The following is a 25,053-nucleotide window of genomic DNA, read 5'->3' on the forward strand; positions in this document are numbered from 1 at the left end:
ATAATCCGCCTTGTATTTGACGTCATGGCTTTGACGAACGAGTCCAGTTGGGCAGTGTCAAAGCGACGAACCGAATCACCGTTCCAGGAGGCTTGGATGCGCAACGACGGGAAAGTGGTGCCTTTGCACCGGGCGACTGCCGATCTGGCGGACCACTCGCCGCTTGCCCGCTTGCCGGTGATTCTGCTGCAGGTTCGCGACAAGGCTGCGCAGCAGCTGCGCCACGATTTGCAGGAGCTGTTCGATAACGCCGACGACACGCTGTTCGAAATGGCCGACCGGGCGCGCAACGACGTCGATCAGAACATTTTTTTCGAAGCCATGCGCGACCTGCGCCTCAAACGCAAAAACATCGAGCGCGGCTTTCTGGAACTGTTCTTTGAAGCCTTCGCCGGCCTTACCCAATACGACCCCGCCGCCAACACACTGCCACGCACGCCGGTGGTCGAAGAGTCGGCGCCGCGCACCGATGCCATGGAGCGTACCGTCGCCGTGCAGACCATGGTCAGCCGTGTGCTCAAGCGCGACGGCTTCGCTCTCGATCAACTCACAGCACGCTTCAGCTCGATGCTCGGCAAGCGTCTGGACGATCAGCACAATCCGCTGAGTCCGGCCATGCTGTGCGAATATTTCCTGCAGGCCGGACGTAACCTCGGCGTCGAGATCAAGGTCAAGCTGATCCTGCTCAAGCTGTTCGAACGCTATGTGCTGGCTGACACCGAACAGTTGTATGGCGAGGCCAATCAGTTGTTGCTCGCCACCGGCGTGTTGCCACATCTGAAACCCGCCGTGGCTCGTCGCATGGTCGAGCCTGCGGACAGCGACACATTGATTGAAGATCTCGACGAGCCGCCAGCGGACGAAGGCATCGAGGAAGTGTTCGCAGCGATGCAGCAATTGCTCGCCCAGGTCCGCGGCCGCGTCACACCGACCCTGGAGCCCGGCGCCCCGGCGCATCCGATCAACACCCGCGACCTGCTGCGGTTGTTGTCGCACTTGCAGCAATACGTACCGGCGCTGGAGGCTCAGGAAGATTTCGATCTGCGTCATCAGCTCGAGCAACTGCTGACCCGGGTCAGCGTCAGAAGCGGCAGGTCCCGCGTCGTCGCGACCGCCGACGAAGATGTGATCAACCTGATCGCCATGGTTTTCGACTGCATCCTCGACGATCGCAACGTGCCCGATGCGCTCAAGGCGCTGATCGGCCGATTGCAGATTCCGATGCTCAAGGTTGCGGTGTTGGACAAGAGTTTCTTCAGCCGCAGCACGCACCCGGCGCGGCGCCTGCTCAACGAAATCGCCGAGGCCGCAATGGGCTGGAGCGATTGCGACGGCGCTGAGCGCGACAACCTATACGTGCGCATCGAACAAGTGGTGCAGCGCTTGCTGAGTGATTTTGTGGATGACCCGGCGATCTTCTCCGAACTGCTCGCCGACTTCCTCGCCTTCACTCAGGAAGAGCGCCGCCGCACCGAACTGCTGGAACAACGCTTGCGGGACGCCGAGGAAGGCCGGGCGAAGGCCGAGCTGGCTCAGCGGCGTGTCGCGCAGGCGTTGCAACAGGCGCTACTGGGCAAAGTGCTGCCGGCGACGGTGGTGAGTTTCGTCCAGCAGGCCTGGAGCAAAGTGCTGTTGCTGACCTGCCTCAAGCACGGCGATCAGTCCGCCGAATGGCATGCCGATGTGCAGACCATGGAACAGTTGGTCTGGAGCGTGCAGCGCCATGACGACGGCGAATCCAGCCTGCGCCTGCTGGCACTGGTGCCGGGTTTGCTCAAGTCGCTGCGCGATGGCCTGAGCAGCACCGCGTTCGACCCGTTTGCCACCAGCGAATTTTTCAGCGAACTGGAGGCTCTGCACGTACGCGTGCTGGAACGTTCCGACGATGCCGAGCACAGCGCCATGCCGCTGATCGAAGTCACGCCCGAGGTCTTGCAGCACAGTGCCGACCAGGCAGCAGCGACCCCGGCGCCGCGCCTGGCGCAAGACGATGCCGGTCTGTCTCAGGTCGAGCAGTTGCGTGTGGGCAACTGGGTGGTGTTCGACGCAGACGAGGAACAGACCTTGCGTTGCAAACTCGCCGCGACCATCGAAGAGACCGGCAAATATGTCTTCGTCGACCGCACCGGGACGAAAGTGCTGGAGCACAGCCGCACCGACCTCGCCTTGGCTTTCAGCCGTGGCGCCGCGCGCGCACTGGATGACACCTTGCTGTTCGACCGCGCACTGGAATCGGTGCTGGGCGACCTGCGGCGACTCAATCGCGGCAAGTGATCGCGCGGTGAGGGCGGATCGCGGCATACTGGGCGCCCACATGGTCGGCGTTGAAGGAATCGGTATGCAGTTGGATCCCGCGAGCGGGTGGTGTCATGGCGTGCAGATCTGCCCGTCGCCCAACTTCAATGAGCGCCCGGCGGGCGAAGTGTCCCTGTTGGTCATCCACAACATCAGCCTGCCGCCGGCGCAATTCGCCACGGGCAAGGTGCAGGAATTTTTCCAGAATCGTCTGGATGTCACCGAACACCCGTACTTTGCAGGCATCGCTGACCTGCGTGTCTCGGCGCATTTTCTGATCGAACGTGACGGCAAGGTCACCCAGTTTGTCTCCTGTCTGGAGCGCGCGTGGCATGCCGGGGTTTCTGTGTTCGAGGGCCGTGAAACCTGTAACGATTTTTCCGTGGGCATCGAGCTGGAAGGCACCGATGATCTGCCGTTCACCGACGAACAATATTGTTCGTTGACTGCGCTGACCCGGCAGTTGCAGAAACGCTTTCCGGCGATCACCGATCAGCGTATCTGTGGCCACAGCGATATCGCTCCGGGGCGCAAGACCGATCCGGGACCGGCATTCGACTGGGCACGCTACCGCGCCGCCCTGGCAAAAGAGGAAGGACAATGAGTTTTCTGGTGTTACTGCTGGCGCTGTGGATCGAGAAGTTTTCGGCCCTGCGCCATCGGCTTCAACGCGACGGCGGATGGATCCGCGAACTGCACAAACTCGAAAACAGCAAACGGCTGGCCAGGCAACCGTGGCTGGTGCTGACGATTCTGGTGCTGTTCCCGGTGGCGTTGCTGGCGCTGTTGCTGCTGGTGCTGGAACCTGTGGCTTACGGTTTGCTGGCGTTGCCGGTGCATTTGCTGGTGGTGATCTACAGCCTCGGACGCGGCGATCTGCTCGGCGGCCTCGGCCCGTTCCGCGATGCCTGGCGCCGTGAGGATCTGCAAGCGGCGGCGCACGTCGCCAAGCGCGACCTGGACATCTGCGCCGACAGTGGCGAGCAATTGCTCGAGCGGGTGCAAGGGCATCTGCTGTGGCAGGCCTATCAGAGTTTCTTCGCGGTGATCTTCTGGTACTTCCTTCTCGGCCCCGTGGCGGCATTGGCCTATCGTTTGCTGGCGCTGGCCGAAGAGCACGGCTGCAATCCGGCGCTGGTCGAGCGTGCTGCGCAATTGCGTCACGCTTTCGATTGGGTGCCGGTGCGTTTGCTGGCGGCAAGTCTTGCGTTGGTCGGCAACTTCGTTGCGGTCAGCCGGGTGATGCTGCATGAGCTGCTCAACTGGAACATCAGCGCTGCGCAGTTGATCAACAAGGTCGGCCTGGCAGCCGGGGAAGTTCCACCGCCAGTGGTCGGCCCGGACGGCATCAACACCCTCGATTGTCTGTGGGAACTGCTGCTGCGTGCGGCGGTGCTGTGGTATGCCGGGTTTGCCTTGTGGACGGTTCTGGTTCACTGATTACAGCAAGATCAAAAGATCGCAGCCTTCGGCAGCTCCTACCTGGCCGAAGGCTGCGATCTTTTTGCTTTTGATTTGGCGATCACTGCATTGCCATTAACCTTAAGTTACAAAACCTCCCGCCGATTTACGCTATACAGAGATAGCGCCCGATAGTGGCTATCTGCTCTCGTCCCGCGCCTGCCAATAAAAACAAGAAAAACCAAGGGAGACTTCCAGTGAAGAGCTTGCTCTATCCCGCCGTCTCGCTGATGAACCGTCTGAGCTTCGGCATGAAGTTCAGCCTGATCAGCGTGCTGTTCCTGGTGCCGATGCTGGTGACCAATTTCTATCTGGTGCGCGATTCCTATCGCGAATTTCAGGGCACCCGCGTTGAGTTGCAAAGCCTCGACCTGCTGGGCAGCAGCCTGACCCTGCGCCGGGATCTGGAGACCCTGAACAATCTGGTGCAGATCGACGTCACCCTCGGCCAGTCCGGCAAGGCCGGCAATGTCGAAGCGCAGATCCAGGCGCTGGAGCAAGCAGTGCTCGCGCGGCTCGAAGGGCTGACGGCGATGACCGAAGACCCCGAGCAGATCAAGCAATTCGAGGCCAAACGCGATGAAATGATCGCGGCGTTCAAGGCCCAGCAAGCGGAGAGCTCGCTGCAAAGCAAAAGCGCGTTGATCGGCAAGTTGTTGGCCAGTGCGCAGATTTTCAGCCAGATCATCACCAGTCAGGCCGGGTTGAGCCGCGACAACCAGAGCGACATTCGTCAGCTCAGCGAACTGGTCACGCTGATCACCCCGAGCGTCACGCAAACCCTCGGCGAAGGCCGGGCGATGGGTTCGTATTCGTTGGGTCAGGGTTTTCTCAACAGTTCCTCCAGCACGCGTTTCGACGAGTTGCTGGTGCAGATCGAAAAACTCCAGGCCGAGTACGCTCTGAAACTGCAAGACGCCCTCGGTTCCAGCAGTGCTGCGCGCGAATCCCTCAGTGCCCAGGCCGACACCAGCAAGGCTTCGCTCAAGCAGGCCAGCGAACTGTTCGAAGAGCAAGTGGTGATGGCCGACACCCTCGATGCGCCGTGGCAGGCATTCTACGATCAGGTCACCGGGCTGATGGAGCACACCTACCAGCTCAATCAGGCCACGCTGAAATTCCTCGACAACCAGTTGCAGCAGCGCCTGGCGCAGAACCGCACGCACATGATTCTGCAAGCCTCTGCGCTGTCGGTGGTGTTTGTGCTGATTTTCTATCTTTATGGCGGTTTCTACGCCTCGACCCGGACCACCCTGAAAAGCCTGGGCGCGATGATGGACAAGGTCGCGGCCGGTGACATGACCGTCAACTTCAAGGCCAGCAGCCGTGATGAACTGGGCGAGTTGGGCGAGGTGTTCAACGGTACGGTGAAGAAGATTCACGACTTGATCGAACGTGTCGGGCATACCGTGGGTGAGGTCGAGCGGCAGGCCGGGCAGGTGGAGAGCGTGTCGGCGCAGAGCAATCAGGCCGTGGCCGGGCAGCGCTCGCAGATTGAACAAGTGGCGACGGCGATGAACCAGATGTCGGCGACCTCAATGGAAGTCGCCCGCAGTGCTGCGGCCGCGGTGAGCAGCGCCCACAGCGTCAACGACGAAACCCTCAGCGGTCGTGGTCTGGTGGAATCGCAGCAGGGCAGCATTGCCGCGCTGGCCAGCGAAATCGATCAGTCGGTGCTGGTGATCAATCAACTGGCCAGCGACAGCAAGTCGATCAGCCGTGTGCTTGAGGTGATCAAGAGCATCGCCGAACAGACCAATCTGCTAGCGCTCAATGCGGCGATCGAAGCCGCGCGAGCCGGCGAGCAGGGGCGCGGCTTTGCCGTGGTCGCAGATGAAGTGCGCACGTTGGCCAAGCGTACCCAGCAATCGACCGAAGAAATCGAGCAGATGATCGCCAAGCTGCACGGTGGCGTCGGCGCGGCGGTGAAGGCCATGGGCGTCAGCCATCAGATGGCCAACGGCACGGTGGGCCAGTCGGAGAAGGTCCAGCAGGCGCTGGAAAACATCCTTGGCGCGGTGGGCATGATCGTGGATCAGAATCAGCAGATCGCCGCCGCCGTCGAACAGCAGACCGCCGTGGCCCACGACATCGATCAGAACATCGTCGAGATCAACCGCGCTGGCGAACGCACAGCGCAAGGCGCGCACCAGACCGAAGATGCCAGCCGCGCGCTGTCGGCGCAGGTGGTTGAGCTCAAACAACTGATCAGCGCATTTCGCGTCTGAGCCCCAAACAATCCTTGTAGGAGCTGACGAGTGCAACGAGGCTGCGATCTTTTGACTTTGCCTTTGAAGATCAAAAGATCGCAGCCTCGTTGCACTCGTCAGCTCCTACCCGGGTACGTGTTACCAGCCGAAGACTTCGCAGCAGTTGGCGGTGCTGGCAGCGGCGAGTTGTTCAGCAGTGATATTCATCAGCTCGGCCAGCGCCGCGCAAATCGCCGGCAGATGCGCCGGGCTGTTGCGCTGGCCGGGGAACATGGCGGGGGCCATGTCCGGTGAGTCGGTTTCCAGTACCACCGATTGCAGCGGCAGTTCCGGCAGGACCCGATGCATGCGCAACGCCTGCGGCCAGGTCGGAGCACCGCCGAGACCCAGTTTGAACCCGAGCTTGAGGTATTCCCGCGCTTCCTCACGGCTGCCGGCGAAGGCGTGGATGATGCCGGCGCGTTTGAGCTTGAAGCGCTTGAGCGTGGCGATCACCGCCGCGTGGCTGCGGCGTACGTGGATCAGCGCCGGCAGCTCGAAGTCCGCCGCCAGTTGCAGCTGCGCTTCGAACAACGACTGTTGCCGCTCGCGATCGAGGTTTTCGAGGAAGTAATCCAGGCCTATCTCGCCCACCGCACACAACTGCCGATGCCCGCGCAGGCGTGTCAGCCAGTCACCCAGTGCGAGCAAATCCTCGGAGCGATGCTGATCGAGGAACACCGGATGCAGACCGAACGCGGCGTACAGGTCGGCATCGCTCTGCACCAGGTCCCACACCCGTTGCCAGTTGCCCTGATGCACGCCCAGCACGACGATGCGCCGCACGCCGAGGGCGCGGCTTTCGGCCAGCAACTCTGCGCGATCGGCGTCGAAGTCGGGGAAGTCGAGGTGGGTGTGGCTGTCGATCAGCTCCACGCTTCAGTCCCGATGAATACGCTGCTTGAAGGTCCGCGCAATGGCTTGCACGCCCGGTTGGTAGTCGTCCTGCTCGACGGCGGCCAGGGCCAGTTCCAGGGCCTTGTCGGCGATCAACTGGTGTTGCTGGGACATGGCGTTGACCGGCAACGGCAGGAAATCCAGCAACTGCGTGTCGCCGAACGTGCCCAAGCGCAGCGGCCGCGATTTCAGCGGGAAATCATGCAGCGCATCGAACACGCCTTGCAGCAGCACGTAGGACGTTGTCACCAGCGCGTCAGGCAAATGCCCCAGACGCTGCAGGAGTTCTTCCATCAATTGCTTGCCGCACTCGCGGCTGAACGACTCGGCGTGCTCGATCAGCACCTCACCTTTGAAGTCTTTGAGCGCTGCGCGGAAACCGGCGGCACGCTCCTGGCTGATGCTCAGCTCCGGGCGTGCGCCTAGCAGGACGATCTGCTTTGGCTGCGGATCGAGCAGGCTCTGGGTCAGGTGCAGGCTGGCCTCGCGGTCGTCGCTGATCACCGAGCAGAAATGCTCCGGCTCCATGACGCGGTCGATGGCGATGATCGGCAGACCCTTGGCCTGCAACTGGCGATAGCTGTCATCACCGGCCGGCAGGCAACTGGCAACGATCAGCGCATCGCAGCGGCGCGCGCGGAACAGTTGCAGCAACTGGCGCTCGCTGTCCGGCGCGTCGTCGGAGCTGGCGATCAGCAATTGATAACCGCGAGCCCGCGCGCCTTGTTCGAGCAACTTGGCGATCCGCGCGTAACTGGGGTTTTCCAGATCCGGCAGGATAAAGCCCAGGGTGCGCGTGTGCCGACTGCGCAGGCCGGCCGCTTGCGGATTGGGCGTGAAGCCGTGCAGATCGACCACCGCGCGCACGCGCTCGACGGTCGCGTTGCTGATGCGTTGCTGTTCGGCCTTGCCGTTGATGACGTAGCTGGCGGTGGTGACGGAGACGCCGGCCAACCGCGCGATATCACTGAGTTTCAACCCGGTATTTCCTTGTTTTTTCGAGCATGCCGCGACATTTTCGCCAATCCTACCCGATAAGGGCAGTCGACTTATTGCCTGGGCAGATCCGACCAGTTGGACTTCAAGGATGAGACATTATCGAGTAACGTGCCGATCAATCTAGATTAAACGTTTCAGCAAGCGTATTTTCTACGTTTTAGACGCCTTTGGCCGGTCCTGCCGTGAAACCGCCAAAACTGCCGCTGAAAAGCGCGGCAGAGCGCCTAAGCTGTGAACCATTCAAAACAATACCTGGCGTTGAACTGCGCCAAAAAGGAGATCGCATGCTCGAGCTCACTATAGAGCAGATATCCATGGGCCAGTCGGCCGTGGATAAACCCGCTGCCCTGCAATTGCTGGCCAGTCATCTGGTCGCCGATGGTCTGGTTGCCGACGGCTACCTCGCCGGCCTGCAGGCCCGGGAAGCCCAGGGGTCGACCTTTCTCGGTCAAGGCATCGCCATTCCCCACGGTACGCCGGAAACCCGCGATCAGGTATTCGCCACCGGCGTGCGCCTGATGCAGTTTCCCGACGGCGTCGATTGGGGCGATGGCCAAATCGTTTATCTGGCGATTGGCATCGCGGCGAAATCCGACGAACACCTGCGCCTGCTGCAACTGCTGACCCGCGCCCTCGGCGAGACCGATCTGGGCCAGGCCCTGCGTCGCGCCAGCTCGCCCGAAGCGCTGTTGAAACTGCTGCAAGGCGCGCCGCAGGAACTGGCGCTTGATGCGCAGATGATCGGCCTCGGCGTGTCGGCCGATGATTTCGAAGAACTGGTCTGGCGCGGCGCACGTCTGCTGCGTCAGGCCGATTGTGTGAGCAACGGCTTTGCCGGCGTGTTGCAGCAGGTTGAAGCGCTGCCACTGGGCGACGGCCTGTGGTGGCTGCACAGCGAGCAGACCGTGAAGCGTCCGGGACTGGCGTTCGTCACCCCGGACAAACCGATGCGCTACCTCGGCCAGCCGCTTAGCGGTCTCTTCTGCCTGGCGAGTCTGGGCGAAGCGCATCAGGCGCTGCTCGAGCGTTTGTGCGCGTTGCTGATCGAAGGTCGCGGCCACGAACTGGGCCGCGCCACCAGCAGCCGCAAAGTCCTCGAAGTGCTGGGCGGTGAATTGCCCGCCGACTGGCCGAGCGCGCGTATTGCCCTGGCCAACGCCCACGGTCTGCATGCGCGCCCGGCGAAGATCCTTGCGCAACTGGCGAAGAGTTTTGACGGCGAAATTCGCGTGCGCATCGTCGACAGCCAAGACAGTGCCGTGTCGGTGAAAAGCCTGAGCAAACTGCTCAGCCTCGGCGCCCGGCGCGGTCAGGTGCTGGAGCTGATTGCCGAACCGAGCATCGCCGCCGATGCCTTGCCGGCCCTGCTCGCGGCGATTGAAGAAGGCCTCGGTGAGGAAGTCGAGCCGCTGCCGGCCGTGAGTCAGCAGCGCGAAGTGATCGCCGACATCGCCGAAGTGCTGATCGCGCCGGCCTCCGGCAGCCTGTTGCAGGCGATTCCTGCCGCACCGGGCATCGCCATCGGCCCTGCGCACATTCAGGTGCTGCAAGCCATCGATTACCCGTTGCGCGGCGAATCTGCCGCGATCGAGCGCGAGCGCCTCAAGCAAGCGCTTAGCGACGTGCGCCGCGACATTCAAGGCTTGATCGAACGCAGCAAGGCCAAGGCGATTCGCGAGATTTTCATTACTCACCAGGAAATGCTCGACGACCCGGATCTGACCGATGAAGTCGACACCCGCCTCAAGCAAGGCGAAAGCGCCGAAGCGGCGTGGATGGCGGTGATCGAAGCGGCGGCCAAACAGCAGGAATCGCTGCAGGACGCTTTGCTCGCCGAGCGTGCCGCCGATCTGCGCGACATCGGTCGCCGGGTGCTGGCGCAATTGTGTGGCGTGCAGACCGCGAACGAACCTGAGCAACCGTACATTCTGGTGATGGACGAAGTCGGCCCGTCCGATGTCGCGCGTCTGGATCCTGCGCGGGTTGCGGGGATTCTCACCGCGCGCGGCGGCGCTACCGCGCACAGCGCCATCGTCGCTCGTGCCCTCGGTATTCCAGCACTGGTCGGCGCGGGTGCGGCGGTGCTGTTGCTCGAGCCGGGCACGCCGCTGTTGCTCGACGGTCAGCGTGGCCGTCTGCATGTCGACGCCGATGCCGCGACCCTCAAGCGTGCCGCCGAAGAACGAGACACCCGCGAGCAACGCCTGAAGATCGCCGCCGAACAACGCCATCAACCGGCGCACACCACCGACGGCCACGCCGTCGAAGTGTTCGCCAACATCGGCGAAAGCGCAGGAGTGACCAGCGCGGTGGAGCAGGGCGCTGAAGGCATTGGCTTGCTGCGCACCGAACTGATTTTCATGGCCCACCCACAGGCACCGGATGAGGCAACCCAGGAAGCCGAATACCGTCGCGTCCTCGATGGTCTGGCCGGACGGCCGCTGGTGGTGCGCACGCTCGACGTCGGCGGCGACAAACCGCTGCCGTATTGGCCGATCGCCAAGGAAGAAAACCCGTTCCTCGGCGTGCGCGGCATTCGCCTGACCCTGCAGCGTCCGCAGATCATGGAAGCGCAACTGCGCGCCTTGCTGCGTTCGGCCGACAACCGTCCGCTGCGGATCATGTTCCCGATGGTCGGCAGCGTCGAAGAGTGGCGCCAGGCCCGCGACATGACCGAACGCTTGCGTTTGGAAATTCCAGTCGCCGACCTGCAACTGGGGATCATGATCGAGGTGCCGTCCGCCGCATTGCTTGCGCCAGTGCTGGCCAAGGAAGTGGATTTCTTCAGCGTCGGCACCAACGACCTGACCCAATACACCCTGGCCATCGACCGTGGTCATCCGACGCTGTCTGCACAAGCGGACGGCTTGCACCCGGCGGTCCTGCAACTGATCGACATCACCGTGCGTGCCGCCCATGCCCATGGCAAATGGGTGGGTGTCTGCGGCGAGCTGGCGGCGGATCCGCTGGCGGTGCCGGTGCTGGTTGGCCTCGGTGTCGACGAGCTCAGCGTGTCCGGGCGCAGCATTGCCGAAGTCAAGGCGCGCATCCGTGAACTCAGCCTGCCCCAGGCGCAAACCCTCGCTCAACAGGCCCTGGCCGTGGGCAGCGCGAATGAAGTGCGCGCATTAGTGGAGGCCCTGTAATGGCCAAGATTCTCACCCTGACCCTCAACCCGGCACTCGACCTCACCGTCGAGCTGTCACGGCTCGATGCCGGTCAGGTCAATCGCAGCGAGGAGATGCACACCCACGCTGCGGGCAAAGGCGTCAACGTCGCCCAGGTGCTGGCGGACCTCGGCCATCAGGTCACCGTCAGCGGCTTTCTCGGCGAAGACAATCTGCAAGCGTTCGAAACCCTGTTCGCCAAGCGTGGTTTTATCGACGCGTTCATCCGCGTGCCGGGCGAGACGCGCAGCAACATCAAGGTCGCCGAACAGGACGGGCGCATTACCGACATCAACGGTCCGGGGCCAATGGTCGATGCAATGGCGCAGCAAGCTTTGCTTGATCGCTTGCTGCAGATCGCACCGGGGCACGATGCGGTGGTGGTCGCCGGCAGTCTGCCGCGTGGCGTCACTGCGCAATGGTTGCGCGAGCTGATTGAACGGCTGAACGCGCTCGGCTTGAAAGTCGCCCTTGATTCCAGCGGTGAGGCTTTGCGCGCCGCGTTGCAGGCCAGCCCCTGGCTGATCAAACCGAACACCGAAGAATTGGCCCACGCCCTCGGCTGCGAAGTGGTGTCGCCGATCGCCGAAGCACAAGCCGCCGCACGTTTGCATGCGCAAGGCATCGAGCACGTGGTGATCTCTCACGGCGCTGACGGGGTCAACTGGTTCAGTGTCGGCTCGGCCCTGCATGCCTCGCCGCCGAAAGTCAGCGTGGCCAGCACGGTCGGTGCCGGCGATTCATTGCTGGCTGGCATGCTCCACGGTCTGCTCAGTGCTGATACGCCGGAGCAAACCCTGCGCACCGCCACCGCGATTGCGGCAATGGCGGTGACCCAGATCGGTTTTGGCATCAACGACGCTGCGCAACTGGCGCAGCTCGAACAGGGCGTGCGCGTGCGCCCCCTGACAGAACAATAAGAGGGTTTGTCATGAAGTTAGCCATTGTTACGGCTTGCCCGAACGGCATGGTCACCAGTGTGCTGTGCGCGCGCCTGCTCGATGCAGCGGCGCAGCGCCAGGGCTGGAGCACCAGCGTTGAAGTGGTCGATCCGGCACACCCGGAACGCGAGTTGTCGGCGGCGACCATCGAAGCCGCCGAGTGGGTGTTGCTGGTCACCACTGGCGCGGTGGACATGAGCCGGTTTGTCGGCAAGCGCGTGTTCCAGATCGCTCCGGCGCAGGCGCTGCAGGATGTCGAAGCGGTACTGCGTCGCGGCGCTGAAGAAGCCGAAGTCTACGTGGCCAGCGCAGTCGAAGCGGCGATTGATGCGCCACGTGCGCCGCGCATCGTCGCCATCACGGCCTGCCCGACCGGCGTCGCCCACACCTTCATGGCCGCCGAAGCGTTGCAGCAGACCGCCAAGCGTCTGGGCTATGAATTGCAGGTCGAAACCCAGGGCTCGGTGGGCGCGAAAACCCCGCTCAGCGCAACGGCCATCGCCGAGGCTGACGTGGTGTTGCTGGCGGCGGATATCGACGTCGCCACCGAGCGTTTCGCCGGCAAGAAAATCTATCGCTGCGGCACGGGCGTTGCGCTGAAGCAATCCGAAGCGACCCTGAAAAGAGCCCTGGCCGAAGGCGCAGTGGAAAGTGCGGCAAGCGACGGCAAGGCCCCGGCCAAGTCCGAGAAAACCGGCGTCTACAAGCACCTGCTCACGGGTGTGTCGTACATGCTGCCAATGGTGGTGGCAGGTGGTTTGCTGATCGCGTTGTCGTTCGTGTTCGGCATCACCGCGTACAAGGAAGAAGGCACGCTGGCGGCGGCACTGATGCAGATCGGCGGCGAAACCGCGTTCAAGCTGATGGTGCCGCTGCTCGCCGGGTACATCGCCTACTCGATCGCCGATCGCCCGGGCCTTGCGCCGGGGATGATCGGCGGCTTGCTCGCAGGCACTCTGGGCGCCGGATTCATCGGCGGGATCATTGCCGGTTTCATCGCCGGTTATGCCGCCAAAGCCATCGCCCGCTATGTGAAATTGCCGCAGAGCCTGGAAGCGTTGAAGCCGATTCTGATCATCCCGTTGCTGGCCAGTCTGGTCACCGGTCTGGTGATGATTTACGTGGTCGGCAAACCGGTCGCCGGCATGCTCGCCGCGCTCACCCAGTTCCTCGACAGCATGGGCACGACCAACGCGATTCTGCTCGGCGTGTTGCTCGGCGGCATGATGTGCGTCGACCTCGGTGGGCCGATCAACAAGGCTGCCTATGCGTTTTCGGTGGGGCTGCTGGCCTCGCAGAGTTACGCACCGATGGCCGCGACCATGGCCGCCGGCATGGTGCCGCCGATTGGCCTGGGCATCGCCACCTTCATTGCCCGGCGCAAGTTCGCCCAGACTGAGCGCGAGGCCGGCAAAGCGGCGTTCGTGCTCGGCCTGTGCTTTATCTCCGAAGGGGCGATTCCGTTTGCTGCGAAAGATCCGCTGCGGGTGATCCCGGCGAGCATCGCTGGCGGCGCGCTGACCGGTGCCTTGTCGATGTACTTCGGCTGCAAACTGATGGCGCCGCACGGTGGCTTGTTCGTGCTGGCGATCCCCAATGCGATCAACCATGCGCTGCTGTATCTGCTGGCGATTGTTGCGGGGAGCCTGGTCACGGCGGTGGTGTATGCGCTGCTCAAACGGCCTGAGGCTGTCGAGCTACCGCTGGAGCCCGCCAAGGCCTGACCGACAACACCAAATCCCTGTGGGAGTCTGCATTGTCATAGCGGATTCATACACCCGTGCTTAAGTTTTCCCTTTTGCAGGGAGAACACCATGAGCGATTTCAATCTCGGTCGGCGTCGCGTCATGCAAGCGGTCGGCGCCGGGCTGTTGCTGCCGGGGCTGGCGCCGGCGGTGATTGCCTCGGTCAAGGATCGTCCGCAGCTCACCGACGGCGTGCAGTCCGGCGACCTGCTCGGCGACCGCGCGATGATCTGGAGCCGCAGCGATCGGCCGGCGCGCATGGTGGTCGAGTGGGACACCGGCAGCCTGTTCGGCAACCCGCGCAAATTCGTCTCGCCACTGGCCGATGCGCGCAGCGATTTCACCGCCCGCGTCGAACTCACCGGCCTGCCGGCCAACCAGGCGATTTTCTATCGCGTGCACTTCGAAGATGCCCAGAGCGGCGTCGCCAGCGAACCGTGGTTCGGCCATCTGCGCAGCGTGCCGACGGCCAGGCGCGACATCCGTTTTGTCTGGAGCGGTGACACCGTCGGCCAAGGCTTCGGGATCAACCCGGACATCGGCGGCATGCGCATTTACGAAGCCATGCGCCTGCGTCTGCCGGACTTCTTTATCCACAGCGGCGACACCATCTACGCCGACGGCCCGGTGCCCGCGCAACTGACCACAGAAAGCGGGCGCATCTGGCGCAATGTCACCACTGAAGCCAAAAGCAAAGTCGCGCAGACCCTCGACGATTATCGCGGCAACTATCGCTACAACCTGATGGACGAAAACATCCGCCGCTTCAACGCCGAGGTGCCGCAGATCTGGCAGTGGGACGACCACGAAGTGGTCAACAACTGGTCGCCGGGCAAGCAGCTGGATGAACGCTATCAGGAGAAAGATATCCACAAGCTGGTCGGCCGCGCGCGGCAGGCGTGGCTGGAATATGCGCCGATGCGTTTGCAAGCGGCGGACGGCGGCGGGCGGATTTATCGCAAGCTCAGCTACGGGCCGATGCTCGACGTATTCGTGCTGGATATGCGCAGCTATCGCGAGGCCAACGATGCCAACCTGGGCGCGGCAAAACCGTTTCTCGGCCGCGAGCAGCTGGACTGGCTCAAGCGTGAGTTGCAGGCATCGACGGCGCAGTGGAAAGTCATCGCCGCCGACATGCCCATCGGCCTTGGCGTGCCGGACGGCGAGGTCAGTGCGGGCGTTGCGCGTTGGGAAGCCGTGGCCAACGGCGACCCCGGCCCGGCGCAGGGGCGAGAGCTGGAAATCGCCGAGCTGCTCGGATTTTTACGTGCGCAGCAGGTGCGCAATTTCGTGTTTCTGACGGCGGACGTGCACTACTGCGCGGCGCATCACTATCATCCGGACCGCGCGGCGTTTCAGGATTTCGAACCGTTCTGGGAATTTGTCGCCGGACCGTTGAACGCCGGCAGTTTCGGGCCGAACCCACTGGACAAGACGTTTGGCCCAGAGGTGGTGTTCGAGAAAGCACCGCCCGCACAGAACACCTCGCCGTTTGCCGGGTTTCAGTTTTTTGGCGAGGTGAATATCGAAGGGCAGAGCGGGGAGATGAGTGTGGTGTTGCGGGATCTGGATGGGGTAGCAGTGTTTGAGCAGAAGTTGCAGCCTGTTTAATCACGCTGGATCAAAAGCCCCTCACCCCAGCCCTCTCCCGGAGGGAGAGGGAGCCGACCGAAGTGTCTTGCGTCATGCATCGACCTGGAAGACCGAGGTGATTGTGGCTTTGGATTCAGTGAAGAATGCTCAGGTCGGCGTCGATTTCAAGCATCACCCAATCAGTCACCTCGCCCTCTGGGAGGGAGAGGGCCGACCGAGGTGTCTTGCGTCATGCATCGACCTGGAAGACCGAGGTGATTGTGGCTTTGGATTCAGTGAAGAACGCTCAGGTCGGCGTCGATTTCAAGCATCACCCAATCAGTCACCTCGCCCTCTGGGAGGGAGAGGGCCGACTGAGGTGTCTTGCGCTATGCATCGACCTGGAAGACCGAGGTGATTATGGCTTTGGATTCAGTGAAGAATGCTCAGGTCGGCGTCGATCTCGAGCATCCCCCAATCAGTCCCCTCTCCCTCTGGGAGAGGGCTAGGGTGAGGGCATTTTCCGCTCTGCCGCAATTCTGATGATCTGCTCCAACACGTCATCCATCTGCTGAAGCACCTCAAGATTGCTGAATCGCACGACGTCGATGCCTTGTTGAGACAGGAAGTTCGACCGGCGCCGATCGTGAACCACCCCGGCCGTCTCATAATGCTGGCCACCATCCAGCTCAATCGCCAATCTCAACTCCACACAATAGAAATCCAGCACAAACGGCGGACATGGAAACTGTCGGCGAAATTTCAGGTTGGCTATCTGCCGGGAACGCAGGCGCTGCCAGAGCAGGTGTTCGCAATCTGTCTGGTTGGTGCGCAAGTGGCGGGCGAATTGGGCGAGGGTCGGGCGGCTTGGCATGGCTTCACGGTCCTTGTGAAGTTGAGTGGAGATTTAACAGTAGCCCATTTCCCTCATCGGAACGCCGCCCGCCCAGCCCTCTCCCAGAGGGAGAGGGAGCCGACCGAGGTAATTATGGCTATGGATTCAGTGAAGAACGCTCAGGTCGGCGTCGATCTCGAGCATCCCCCAGTCGGTCCCCTCTCCCATTGGGAGAGGGCTAGGGTGAGGGGCTTTTCGCAGGCGTTAGTAAACATCCCGGCGATAGCGGCCCTGTTCGATCAGGCGTTCGACTTCGGCGCTGCCGAGGATATCGTTGAGCGCCTGGTCTACGCCTGAGGCCATCCCTTGAAGGCTGCCGCAGATATAAATGACGGCACCATCAGCCAACCACTTCTTCAGTTCATCCGCCGACTCACGCAAGCGATCCTGCACATAAACCTTCTCAGCCTGATCCCGCGAAAACGCCAGATCCAGCCGCGCCAGATCACCATTGACCAGCCATTCCTCGAGCTCGGCGCGGCAGAGGAAGTCGTGCTCGCGGTTGCGCTCGCCGAACAGCAGCCACTGCCGTTGCTGACCATCGGCAATGCGTGCCTTGAGCAGGCTGCGCAGGCCGGCGAGACCTGTGCCGTTGCCCAGCAGGATCATCGGCACGGGCTCGTTCGGCAGGTGGAAACCGCTGTTGCGCCGCACGCGCAGGCTGATGCTGCCGCCCACAGGCGCATGCTCGGTGAGCCAGCCGGAGCCGATGCCGAGGCTGCCGTCGTTGTGCTGTTCCTGACGCACGATCAGCTCCAGCACGCCGTCAGCGGCAATCGAGGCGATGGAGTATTCGCGCATGGCCAGCGGCACCATCGCGTCGACCAGCGACTGCGCATGCAGGCCGACCAGATGCGCGCGGTGTTCGGGCAGTTGCCGTGAGGCGAGGGCCACTTCCAGTGGTTCGTCGATGCCGTTGACCTTCACCGGTGTTTCGCCACGGATGCCGAGGCCGTCGAGGAAATGTTCGATCGCCCACGGGCAATTGCGTGGCAGCACTTCGACCAGGTCACCAGCCAGCCAGCTGCGGGTGTCCGGGGCTTTGAGGCCGAGCAGGTAGACCGGCGCGCCGCTGCTGTCGGGGTTCATCAGTTCGCGCCGCACCAGCGTCCAGTTGTCGTAGCTCGGTGCTTGCCAGGTTTCGCTCGGCGCCTGTCCGGTGAGCTGGCCGAGTTGCGTTTGCCAATGACGCAGCGCGTAGGGATCGGCGCTATCGACCTCCACCGGGGCGAACAGCGTCTTGCCGCCGTGCTCGCCGAGCCATTGATGCAAGCGTTTGGCGAAGCCACAGAAGTGCGCGTACTGCCGATCGCCGAGGCCGAGCACGGCGTAGTTGAGGCCATCGAGTGTCGAGGCCTTGGCCAGTACTTTGCGTTCGAAACCACGGGCGCTGTCCGGCGCTTCGCCGTCGCCGAAGGTGCTGACCACGAACAACGCGTTATTGGAATTGCGCAGGTCCTGTTCGCCGATATTGGCCAGCGGCTGCACGTTGACCGGCAGCCCGGCGGCCTGCAATTGCCCGGCGGTCTGCCACGCCAATTGTTCGGCGAAACCACTTTGACTGGCGAAACCGATCAGCCAGGCCGAAGCCTCGGTGGACGGTTGCGCGAGGCCTTGGCGGGCATCCTTGATCTGCTTTTTCTTGCGCCGACGATCCAGATACAGCAGCCAGCCAGTGATGAAAAACAGCGGCATGCACACCGCCGCGATCGTCACGATGATGCGCCCGACAAGGCCGAAATAGCTGCCGACGTGCAGCGCATAAATGCTGGTCAGCAGTTGGGCCTTGAAGCTTTTGTCGGCATAGCGGTCGACGCGTTTGACCACGCCGGTGGCCGGGTCGAGGGTGATCTGGTTCAGCGCGCGGTCATGGGGCGAGCTGTCGAGCAGGTAGAACACCGTCGCCGGCTGGCCGGCCACCGCCGGCATGCGAATGTTGTACGCGGCCAGACCCGGGCCGGCAGCGCTGTAGATGCTGCTCCACATCGCTGCGTAGTCGGCGGTCGGTGCCGGACCTTCCGGCGCCGGGCCGCGACCGCCGCGCACGCGTTCGTTTTGCGGCGCGTCGGAAAGCAGTCGGGTCAGGCCCTTGTTGTACCACTCGTACGACCATGACAAGCCGGTCAACGCCAGCAGCAGATAGACCAAAAGGCACCAGGTACCGGCCACCGAGTGCAGATCCCAATTGAACGCGCGGCCCTTCTTTTTCCAGTCCAGGGTCAACCACACGCGCCAGCTGTTCCACTGGCGTGGCCAGCGCAGATACAGGCCGGAGAGGCAGAAGAACAACAGCATCAAGGTGCAGGCGCCGGTGATGTTGCGCCCGGTGTCGCCCATGGCGAGAAAACGGTGCAGTTGCAGCATCAGGCCGAAGAAGTCCTGGCCGGTGGCATCGCCCTTGAACTCGGCGGTGTACGGGTCGAAGTAGCGCATTTCGCCACGTCGTTCGCCCTTGGGCGGGGTGAAGAACACCCGTGCGGCGTGACCGCTGTCGGTCTCGACCCAGAGCATCGCGACTTTCTTGCCGGACGCGGCTTCGATGCGCTCCACCAGTTCCACTGGCGGCAGCACGCCGGCGACCTGTTTTTCCACCTGCAGAACGGACGGATTGAGCGCGCGCAGGATCTCGTCCTGAAACGAATAGGCCGCGCCGGTGATGCCCATCAGAGCCAGCACCAGCCCTGCGGTGATGCCAAAAAACCAGTGCAACTGGAACAGGGTTTTCTTCAACACGTCACTCGCCGTCCGTTCGGAAATTGTCATCACGGCGCGCATTATGCCGTGGGTTATCAAGAAGCGTTTTGCGTAACACACGAAAGCCCCGTTCAACTGAATGAACGGGGCCGAGCCTCGCGGCGCATTCCCTGTGGGAGCGAGCCTGCTCGCGAAAGCGGTGTGTCAGTCAGCATCGATGTTGCTGAAAGATTGCCTTCGCGAGCAGGCTCGCTCCCACAGGTATTCACATCGGTCAGAAGTGGAAATTGGTGCTCAACAGCGCCGTGCGTCCCGCCGCCTGATTGGCGAAGTGGGTCGAGAAGGCTTTGTCGTAATAGGTTTCGTCGGTCAGGTTCTGCACGTTGAGTTGCAGGTCGACGTTCTTGGTCAGCTTGTAGGCCGCCATCGCGTCGTAACGCACGTACGAATCGACCATCGTCGTGTTGGCGACACTGCCGTAGACGTCGTCGACGTAGAACGCGCCACCACCGATCGTCAGCTTTGGCGTGACCTGATACGTGGTCCACAGGCTGGCGCTGTTTTTCGGCGTGTTCGGCAGATCGTTGCCGTCGTTGGCACGACCCAGCGGGCCGCCATCAACCTGTTCGCTGTCCATGAAGGCGTAACCGGCGAAGACTTGCCATTTGTCGGTGATCTTGCCGCTGGCCGACAGTTCGAAGCCTTGCACGCGGGTCTTGCCGGCGTTCTCGTAGGAGCTGGTATCGACTTGCACGCGAGCGTTTTCCTTCTCGGTGCGGAAGATGTCGGCGGTCAGCGACAGGCGATCATTGAGCAGATCCCACTTGGTGCCGATCTCGTAGTTCTTGGTGGTTTCCGGCTCCATGTCGCTGCTCAGCAGGTTGCCGCTGCGATCCGGTGTGCCGCCCAGCGGGTTGCCTTCCTGACCTTCGCCCAAGGTGTTGCCCGGCGGTGTCGCCGAGGTCGCATAAGAGGCGTAGATGCTGCCGTTTTCCGCCGGCTTGTAGACCACGCCGAACTGACCGGTGACGAATTCGCTGGTGTCATCGCCCTTGGAGGTGGTGGTCCCTGCGGCGTTGTAGGTTTTGTAATCGGTGTCGAAGTGGTCGTAGCGCAGGCCCATGTTCACCAGCCATTGCTCGGACAACTCCAGCGTGTCGAACACGTACAGCGCGTAGGTGTCGGCCTGGGTGTCGGTGCCGGCGTAGTTGCGCGAGATCGCGCCGTTCCACGGATCGTTCGGGTTCGGGTTCGACAGCGAGGTGCAGTTGTAACCGCTCGAAGCGCCAATCATCGCCGGTGTGCAGTTGCTGCTGGAAGGCACATTGGTCGTACGCGGCGTGGTGTCGGTGTTGACGTTGTACGAGGATTTCTCGCTCTGCTCACGGGTGTATTCGACACCGGTGGAGAAGCTGTTCTTGAAACCGGCCACGTAGAAGGTGCCGAACAGATCGGTCTGGTTGGTGGTGGTTTCGGTGTTGCTCACCCGCGTGTTGGCCCGACGCCAGACGCTGCCGTTGTTGACGTTGCCCTTGCTGTCGTCCGGCTGGGTGAGGATGTAGTCCTGCATGCTGCTGCCGTGGCGCAGGGTGTTCTTGATGGTCAGCGCATCGTTCAGGTCGTGCTCGATGGCGAAGGTCGCGGTGTCGGTGCGGCCCTTGCGGAAGTCGCGATCCAGACCGTAAAAGTTGTCGTGATCGCCACCGGCGTACGGCTTGTCCGGATTGGACTTGGTGCGTGCGGCCGAACCACCGGTTGGGATGGTGTACGGGATGCCCGAGTCCGGGGTGTCGTTGCTTTCCAGATGGTAGTAGTCGAGGTTTACACGGGTATCGGTGCCCAGGCCGAAGGCCAGCGACGGCGCGATGCCCCAACGGTCGTAATCGACCTTGTCGCGACCGGCGACGTTGCTCTCGTGGCTCATCAGGTTGAGGCGGCCGGCAGCGCTGTCGCTGAACTGATAGTTGCCGTCGAGGGTGTAGCGCTGGGTCTGGTCGGAGCCGTAGGTGAAGCCGCCGTCGAAGGAGTTGCCCAGGTGCGCTTTCTTGCTCACCAGGTTGATGCTGCCGCCGGCGGCGCCGCGACCGCCAATCGCCGAGTTCGGGCCTTTGCTGACTTCGATGTTTTCCACGGCGAAGATTTCGCGGCTCTGCGAACCGGTGTCGCGCACGCCGTCCAGGTAAGTGTCACCCTGAGCATCGAAGCCGCGAATGAACGGGCGATCGCCCTGTGGGTTGCCGCCTTCACCAGCACCGAAGGTAATGCCCGGCACGGTACGCAGGGCGTCCTGCATATTCAGCGCGCCGGTGTCCTTGAGCACTTGTTGCGGGATGACGGTGACCGATCGCGGCGTGTCGACCAGCGGCGCGGTGTACTTGGGCGAGGAGGCTTTTTCGACCTGATAGGAGGTCGAGTCCTGGGCTTCACCGGTGATGGCGGTGGCGTCCAGGGCAATGGCGTTGCCGGAAGTTTTGCTCTCGGTTTTTTCCGCCGCGAAGACCATCTGCCCAGCCGAGCCGGCGGTGATTGCGACACCGATTGCCGAGGCGAGCAGACGTGGTGAACTGACCGGTAATTGTGCGTGTTGACGTGCCATTTTTATTTCCCTCCCCAAGGATTTGAGGCGGCGGAATATAGGGTAAACAGGTATTCGTATCAATTGCGAAACATTGTTATTCGCATTGAATTTACATTCTTTACAATTTGCCCTTACGGTTTCTGCCCGTTCATTCGTCTTGCGGGTTTTACACGGTCAATAAGAATCAATACCATTGCCGCCTTCTTGCCATCAGGTGACATCGCCATGCTGCTGCACATTCCCGGGCTGTTCGCAAAAGATGAAGTGCAGCGCATCCGCCAGGCACTGGAGCAAGCGGATTGGGCCGACGGCAAGATCACCGCCGGCTTCCAGTCGGCCAAGGCCAAGCACAATCTGCAACTGCCCGAAGGCCACCCGCTGGCCAAGGAAATCGGCGCGGCGATGCTCGAGCGGCTGTGGAAGAATCCGCTGTTCATGTCTGCCGCACTGCCGCACAAAGTCTTCCCACCGCTAGTGAACTGCTACACGGCCGGCGGCAGTTTCGATTTTCACATCGACAACGCCGTGCGCCAGCCCAAGGGCAGCATCGAGCGGGTGCGCACCGATTTGTCGGCTACGCTGTTTTTCAGCGAGCCGGAAGATTACGACGGCGGCGAACTGGAGATTCAGGACACCTACGGCACCCAGCGCGTGAAGCTGCCGGCCGGCGACATGGTGTTGTATCCGGGCACCAGTTTGCACAAGGTCAATGCGGTCACACGTGGTGCGCGTTATGCCTCGTTTTTCTGGACGCAGAGCCTGGTGCGCGAAGACAGCCAGCGCGCGCTGCTGTTCGAAATGGACGGGGCGATTCAGCAGCTTACGCAGGACATGCCTGATCACCCTTCGCTGATCCGCCTCACTGGCACTTATCACAACCTGCTGCGGCGCTGGGTCGAGGTATGAGTTTCCAGTTGCGCCGCGAGGAAGTTCTCGATGCAGCCGGGTTGGCGGCAATGCTTGAAGAAAGCCCGGCCCGCGCTGCGCAGGCGATTTTGCTAGCGGCAGGCGAGGGAGAGGTTGAAGCGCAGGCGCTGCTTGGGCAGATCCTGCTGGACGGTCAGGGCATCGCGCAGGATCAACCGCTTGCATTGCGCTGGTTCGGTATCGCCGCCGGGCGCGGGCATCTGATGGCGCGCAACATGCTCGGGCGTTGTCATGAGCATGGTTGGGGTTGTGCGGCGGATGCCTCGGTCGCGGCGCAGCATTATCGGATCGCTGCCGAGGCGGGGCTGGACTGGGCGATGTACAACCTGGCCAATCTACTGGCCACCGGGCGCGGGGTGACGGTTGATCATCAGCAGGCGCTGGCGTTGTACCGGCGTGCAGCTGAGTTGGGCCATGCGAAATCGATGAACCTGCTGGGGCGCTATCTGGAGGAAGGGCAGGTGTGTCCGGCGGATCCGCTGGCGGCGCGTGACTGGTATCGGCGTTCGGCTGAGGGAGGGGATTTTCGTGGGCAGTTCAGTTATGCGGCGGTGTTGGCGGCTGAGGGGCGGGTTGATGAAGCGGTTGTTTGGCTTGAGAAAGCCTTGGCCGGGGGCAATCTTAATTTTCTGCGGGTGGCGAGTGAAACGCTGTTAAGTGCTACAGATCCAAAAATCCAGGGGATGGCTGCTCGGTTCTCGCTTCGCTATGCAGAATTGCAGCGCGTCTGAATTCGCAAGCCCTCACCCTAACCCTCTCCCGGAGGGAGAGGGGACTGATTGGGGGATGTTTAAGAGGTACGCCGACCTGAAAGTGCTTTGCCGAATCCATAATCGACTCGATCCTTCTGGTCGGTGCATGATGCGCTACACCTCGGTCGGCTCCCTCTCCCTTGGGAGAGGGCTGGGGTGAGGGGCCTCGGTTTCAAGTACCCCGCAAAACTTCAAGTCGAACGCACAGACACAAAAAAGCCCATGACACGTCATGGGCTTTTCACTTGCAGCTAGCAGCTAGAAACTTGCCGCTGCCTCTTAAACGTAAAACGACTTCAGCGGCGGGAAGCCATTGAACTCGACCGCGCTGTAACTGGTGGTGTACGCACCGGTCGACAGCCAGTACAGACGATCACCAATCGCCAGGTTCAGCGGCAGGCCATACTTGTAGTTCTCATACATGATGTCGGCGCTGTCGCAGGTCGGGCCGGCGATGACGACTTCTTCCATCTCGCCTTTCTTCTCGGTCCAGATCGGGAACTTGATCGCTTCGTCCATGGTTTCGATCAGGCCGGAGAACTTGCCCACATCCGTGTAAACCCAACGCTCGACAGCAGTGCGCGACTTGCGCGCAACCAACACCACTTCGCTGACCAGAATACCGGCGTTGGCAATCAGCGAACGGCCCGGCTCGAGGATGATTTCCGGCAGGTCGTCACCGAAATCTTCCTTGAGGAAGCGAATAATCTCTTCGGCGTAGGTTTCCAGGCTGTTGGTGCGGGTGATGTAGTTGGCCGGGAAGCCGCCGCCCATGTTGATCAGCTTCAGGTGAATGCCGTCTTCTTCTTTCAGACGCTCGAAGATTACTTTGACCTTGGCGATCGCCGCGTCCCAGACGCTGATGTCGCGCTGTTGCGAGCCGACGTGGAACGAGATGCCGTACGGCACCAGACCGAGGTCGCGAGCGAGGATCAGCAGGTCCATGGCCATGTCGGTCTGGCAGCCGAACTTGCGCGACAGCGGCCAGTCAGCAGTGGTCGAGCCTTCAGTGAGGATGCGCACATAGACTTTCGAACCCGGTGCAGCCTTGGCGATGTTGCGCAGGTCGGCTTCGGAGTCGGTGGAGAACAGACGCACGCCTTTCTCGTAGAAGTAGCGGATGTCCTTGGATTTCTTGATGGTGTTGCCGTAGCTGATACGGTCCGGGCTGACGCCGCGATCCATGACTTTGTCCAGCTCGTAGATCGAGGCGATGTCGAAGCTCGAACCCTTGTCTTTGAGCAGGTCGATGATCTCGACGGCCGGGTTGGCCTTGACCGCGTAGTAGACCTTGGCGAATTCGAAACCGGCGCGCAGGTCATCGTAGGCCTGGGCGATCATCGCGGTGTCGATCACCACGAACGGGGTTTCCTGTTTGTCGGCGAACGCCTTCATTTTGTCGAATGTAGCGCGCGCGAAATAGTCTTCGACCTGGATCGACATGCTGGGTGCTCCTATGGGCAAACTCGTAAAAACAATGGGTGCATGAACGCCCTCCGTATCCCCACTTTGGTTCGCCTACTTCCCAAGGCATTGCCGCCGAAAGCAAAAAGGCCCAGAGATGTGCAGCTATCCCTTGGCCTTGCTGTCTCGTCGTCAGTACTTGAGCCGGATGGATCGTTTCCAGCATGGACGTTCGGCGCGAACTTTAGGGCGTGAGGGGCGCGAGATCAACTAAAAATGTCGCGTTTTTGCACGCTTCTGACGTGCGTCGCGTTCATCACTCCTTCTACCCGACCGAGATGACGGGCAGATGTTCCCGGCGAATTTTCGAGTGTTAAAAATACCTGCACGTTCGTGGCTTTTGTCGGCTAGATCGTTGGTAAGTGTGATGGCGGCAACATCGGCGACGTTGGCAGCGAGAGAGTCTTTTGAAGGGGG

16 protein-coding genes are annotated in these 25,053 nt (G+C 61.9%); 10 read left to right on the forward strand and 6 right to left on the reverse strand.

The window, feature by feature from the left end; all coding sequences use genetic code 11:
- Positions 1 to 96 precede the first annotated feature (96 nt).
- The 4 genes from ACZ9BE_RS01650 (at position 97) to ACZ9BE_RS01665 (ending at position 5,984) form a co-directional block, all read left to right on the forward strand.
- On the forward strand, positions 97 to 2,274 hold the full coding sequence (locus ACZ9BE_RS01650; protein WP_460160363.1) for a DUF1631 domain-containing protein: 2,178 nt from the start codon (positions 97 to 99) through the stop codon (positions 2,272 to 2,274).
- Positions 2,275 to 2,338: 64 nt separating this feature from the next.
- Positions 2,339 to 2,899: a 1,6-anhydro-N-acetylmuramyl-L-alanine amidase AmpD gene (gene ampD / locus ACZ9BE_RS01655; RefSeq protein WP_122880542.1), complete on the forward strand. Its 561-nt coding sequence runs from the start codon at positions 2,339 to 2,341 to the stop codon at positions 2,897 to 2,899.
- Entirely contained in the window at positions 2,896 to 3,735 is an 840-nt protein-coding gene (ampE, locus tag ACZ9BE_RS01660; protein WP_122747369.1) for a regulatory signaling modulator protein AmpE, read from the forward strand. Before ampD ends, ampE begins: the two co-directional genes overlap by 4 nt.
- A gap of 1,559 nt (positions 3,736 to 5,294) precedes the next feature.
- Entirely contained in the window at positions 5,295 to 5,984 is a 690-nt protein-coding gene (locus ACZ9BE_RS01665) for a methyl-accepting chemotaxis protein (protein WP_476250121.1), read from the forward strand.
- Between the two features lie 120 nt (positions 5,985 to 6,104).
- Here ACZ9BE_RS01665 and ACZ9BE_RS01670 read toward each other — a convergent pair whose 3' ends face one another.
- Together ACZ9BE_RS01670 and cra are read right to left on the reverse strand one after the other, a co-directional pair.
- Positions 6,105 to 6,881: a TatD family hydrolase gene (locus tag ACZ9BE_RS01670; RefSeq protein WP_252887308.1), complete on the reverse strand. Its 777-nt coding sequence runs from the start codon at positions 6,879 to 6,881 to the stop codon at positions 6,105 to 6,107.
- A gap of 3 nt (positions 6,882 to 6,884) precedes the next feature.
- Entirely contained in the window at positions 6,885 to 7,880 is a 996-nt protein-coding gene (gene cra / locus ACZ9BE_RS01675; RefSeq protein ID WP_122699955.1) for a catabolite repressor/activator, read from the reverse strand.
- 305 nt (positions 7,881 to 8,185) lie between these two features.
- Here cra and ptsP point away from each other — a divergent pair, with 305 nt between their 5' ends.
- The 4 genes from ptsP to ACZ9BE_RS01695 all read left to right on the forward strand — a co-directional run bounded on the left by ptsP (position 8,186) and on the right by ACZ9BE_RS01695 (position 15,365).
- Positions 8,186 to 11,047, forward strand: coding sequence for a phosphoenolpyruvate--protein phosphotransferase (gene ptsP / locus ACZ9BE_RS01680; protein ID WP_122610853.1), 2,862 nt, complete (start codon positions 8,186 to 8,188; stop codon positions 11,045 to 11,047).
- The gene (gene pfkB, locus ACZ9BE_RS01685; protein WP_150743380.1) at positions 11,047 to 11,988 is read left to right on the forward strand and encodes a 1-phosphofructokinase; all 942 of its coding nucleotides are present in this window, start codon (positions 11,047 to 11,049) and stop codon (positions 11,986 to 11,988) included. Before ptsP ends, pfkB begins: the two co-directional genes overlap by 1 nt.
- Before the next feature lie 11 nt (positions 11,989 to 11,999).
- Positions 12,000 to 13,733, forward strand: coding sequence for a PTS fructose-like transporter subunit IIB (locus tag ACZ9BE_RS01690; protein WP_256809565.1), 1,734 nt, complete (start codon positions 12,000 to 12,002; stop codon positions 13,731 to 13,733).
- Between the two features lie 90 nt (positions 13,734 to 13,823).
- A complete protein-coding gene (locus ACZ9BE_RS01695; protein ID WP_305382207.1) occupies positions 13,824 to 15,365 on the forward strand; it encodes an alkaline phosphatase D family protein in 1,542 nt (513 codons plus the stop codon).
- Between the two features lie 466 nt (positions 15,366 to 15,831).
- Here ACZ9BE_RS01695 and ACZ9BE_RS01700 read toward each other — a convergent pair whose 3' ends face one another.
- The 3 genes from ACZ9BE_RS01700 to ACZ9BE_RS01710 form a co-directional block, all read right to left on the reverse strand.
- Entirely contained in the window at positions 15,832 to 16,200 is a 369-nt protein-coding gene (locus tag ACZ9BE_RS01700) for an endonuclease domain-containing protein (protein ID WP_056782898.1), read from the reverse strand.
- Positions 16,201 to 16,425: 225 nt separating this feature from the next.
- Positions 16,426 to 18,954 (reverse strand): PepSY domain-containing protein, encoded by a 2,529-nt coding sequence (locus ACZ9BE_RS01705; RefSeq protein ID WP_476250122.1) that lies wholly within the window; start codon positions 18,952 to 18,954, stop codon positions 16,426 to 16,428.
- Positions 18,955 to 19,189: 235 nt separating this feature from the next.
- Positions 19,190 to 21,511 carry a TonB-dependent receptor gene (locus ACZ9BE_RS01710; protein ID WP_095180361.1) on the reverse strand — a complete coding sequence of 774 codons (2,322 nt, stop codon included), beginning with the start codon at positions 21,509 to 21,511 and terminating at the stop codon, positions 19,190 to 19,192.
- A 207-nt stretch (positions 21,512 to 21,718) separates the two neighbouring features.
- Here ACZ9BE_RS01710 and ACZ9BE_RS01715 point away from each other — a divergent pair, with 207 nt between their 5' ends.
- Positions 21,719 to 22,399, forward strand: coding sequence for a Fe2+-dependent dioxygenase (locus ACZ9BE_RS01715; RefSeq protein WP_130928102.1), 681 nt, complete (start codon positions 21,719 to 21,721; stop codon positions 22,397 to 22,399).
- Positions 22,396 to 23,151 carry a tetratricopeptide repeat protein gene (locus ACZ9BE_RS01720; protein ID WP_476248847.1) on the forward strand — a complete coding sequence of 252 codons (756 nt, stop codon included), beginning with the start codon at positions 22,396 to 22,398 and terminating at the stop codon, positions 23,149 to 23,151. Before ACZ9BE_RS01715 ends, ACZ9BE_RS01720 begins: the two co-directional genes overlap by 4 nt.
- A gap of 300 nt (positions 23,152 to 23,451) precedes the next feature.
- Here ACZ9BE_RS01720 and ACZ9BE_RS01725 read toward each other — a convergent pair whose 3' ends face one another.
- Complete coding sequence (locus tag ACZ9BE_RS01725) at positions 23,452 to 24,615, reverse strand: type III PLP-dependent enzyme (protein ID WP_016771733.1); 1,164 nt, start codon at positions 24,613 to 24,615, stop codon at positions 23,452 to 23,454.
- Positions 24,616 to 25,053: the final 438 nt, after the last annotated feature.

Source organism: Pseudomonas sp. TE9122 (assembly GCF_056278925.1).

Bases quoted from the DNA above. Each gene is read 5' to 3' on its own strand.
- ACZ9BE_RS01650 (WP_460160363.1), top strand. From the start codon at position 97: ATGCGCAACGACGGGAAAGTGGTGCCTTTGCACCGGGCGACTGCCGAT.
- ampD (WP_122880542.1), top strand. From the start codon at position 2,339: ATGCAGTTGGATCCCGCGAGCGGGTGGTGTCATGGCGTGCAGATCTGC.
- ampE (WP_122747369.1), top strand. From the start codon at position 2,896: ATGAGTTTTCTGGTGTTACTGCTGGCGCTGTGGATCGAGAAGTTTTCG.
- ACZ9BE_RS01665 (WP_476250121.1), top strand. From the start codon at position 5,295: ATGGAAGTCGCCCGCAGTGCTGCGGCCGCGGTGAGCAGCGCCCACAGC.
- ptsP (WP_122610853.1), top strand. From the start codon at position 8,186: ATGCTCGAGCTCACTATAGAGCAGATATCCATGGGCCAGTCGGCCGTG.
- pfkB (WP_150743380.1), top strand. From the start codon at position 11,047: ATGGCCAAGATTCTCACCCTGACCCTCAACCCGGCACTCGACCTCACC.
- ACZ9BE_RS01690 (WP_256809565.1), top strand. From the start codon at position 12,000: ATGAAGTTAGCCATTGTTACGGCTTGCCCGAACGGCATGGTCACCAGT.
- ACZ9BE_RS01695 (WP_305382207.1), top strand. From the start codon at position 13,824: ATGAGCGATTTCAATCTCGGTCGGCGTCGCGTCATGCAAGCGGTCGGC.
- ACZ9BE_RS01700 (WP_056782898.1), bottom strand. From the start codon at position 16,200: ATGCCAAGCCGCCCGACCCTCGCCCAATTCGCCCGCCACTTGCGCACC.
- ACZ9BE_RS01710 (WP_095180361.1), bottom strand. From the start codon at position 21,511: ATGGCACGTCAACACGCACAATTACCGGTCAGTTCACCACGTCTGCTC.
- ACZ9BE_RS01715 (WP_130928102.1), top strand. From the start codon at position 21,719: ATGCTGCTGCACATTCCCGGGCTGTTCGCAAAAGATGAAGTGCAGCGC.
- ACZ9BE_RS01720 (WP_476248847.1), top strand. From the start codon at position 22,396: ATGAGTTTCCAGTTGCGCCGCGAGGAAGTTCTCGATGCAGCCGGGTTG.
- ACZ9BE_RS01725 (WP_016771733.1), bottom strand. From the start codon at position 24,615: ATGTCGATCCAGGTCGAAGACTATTTCGCGCGCGCTACATTCGACAAA.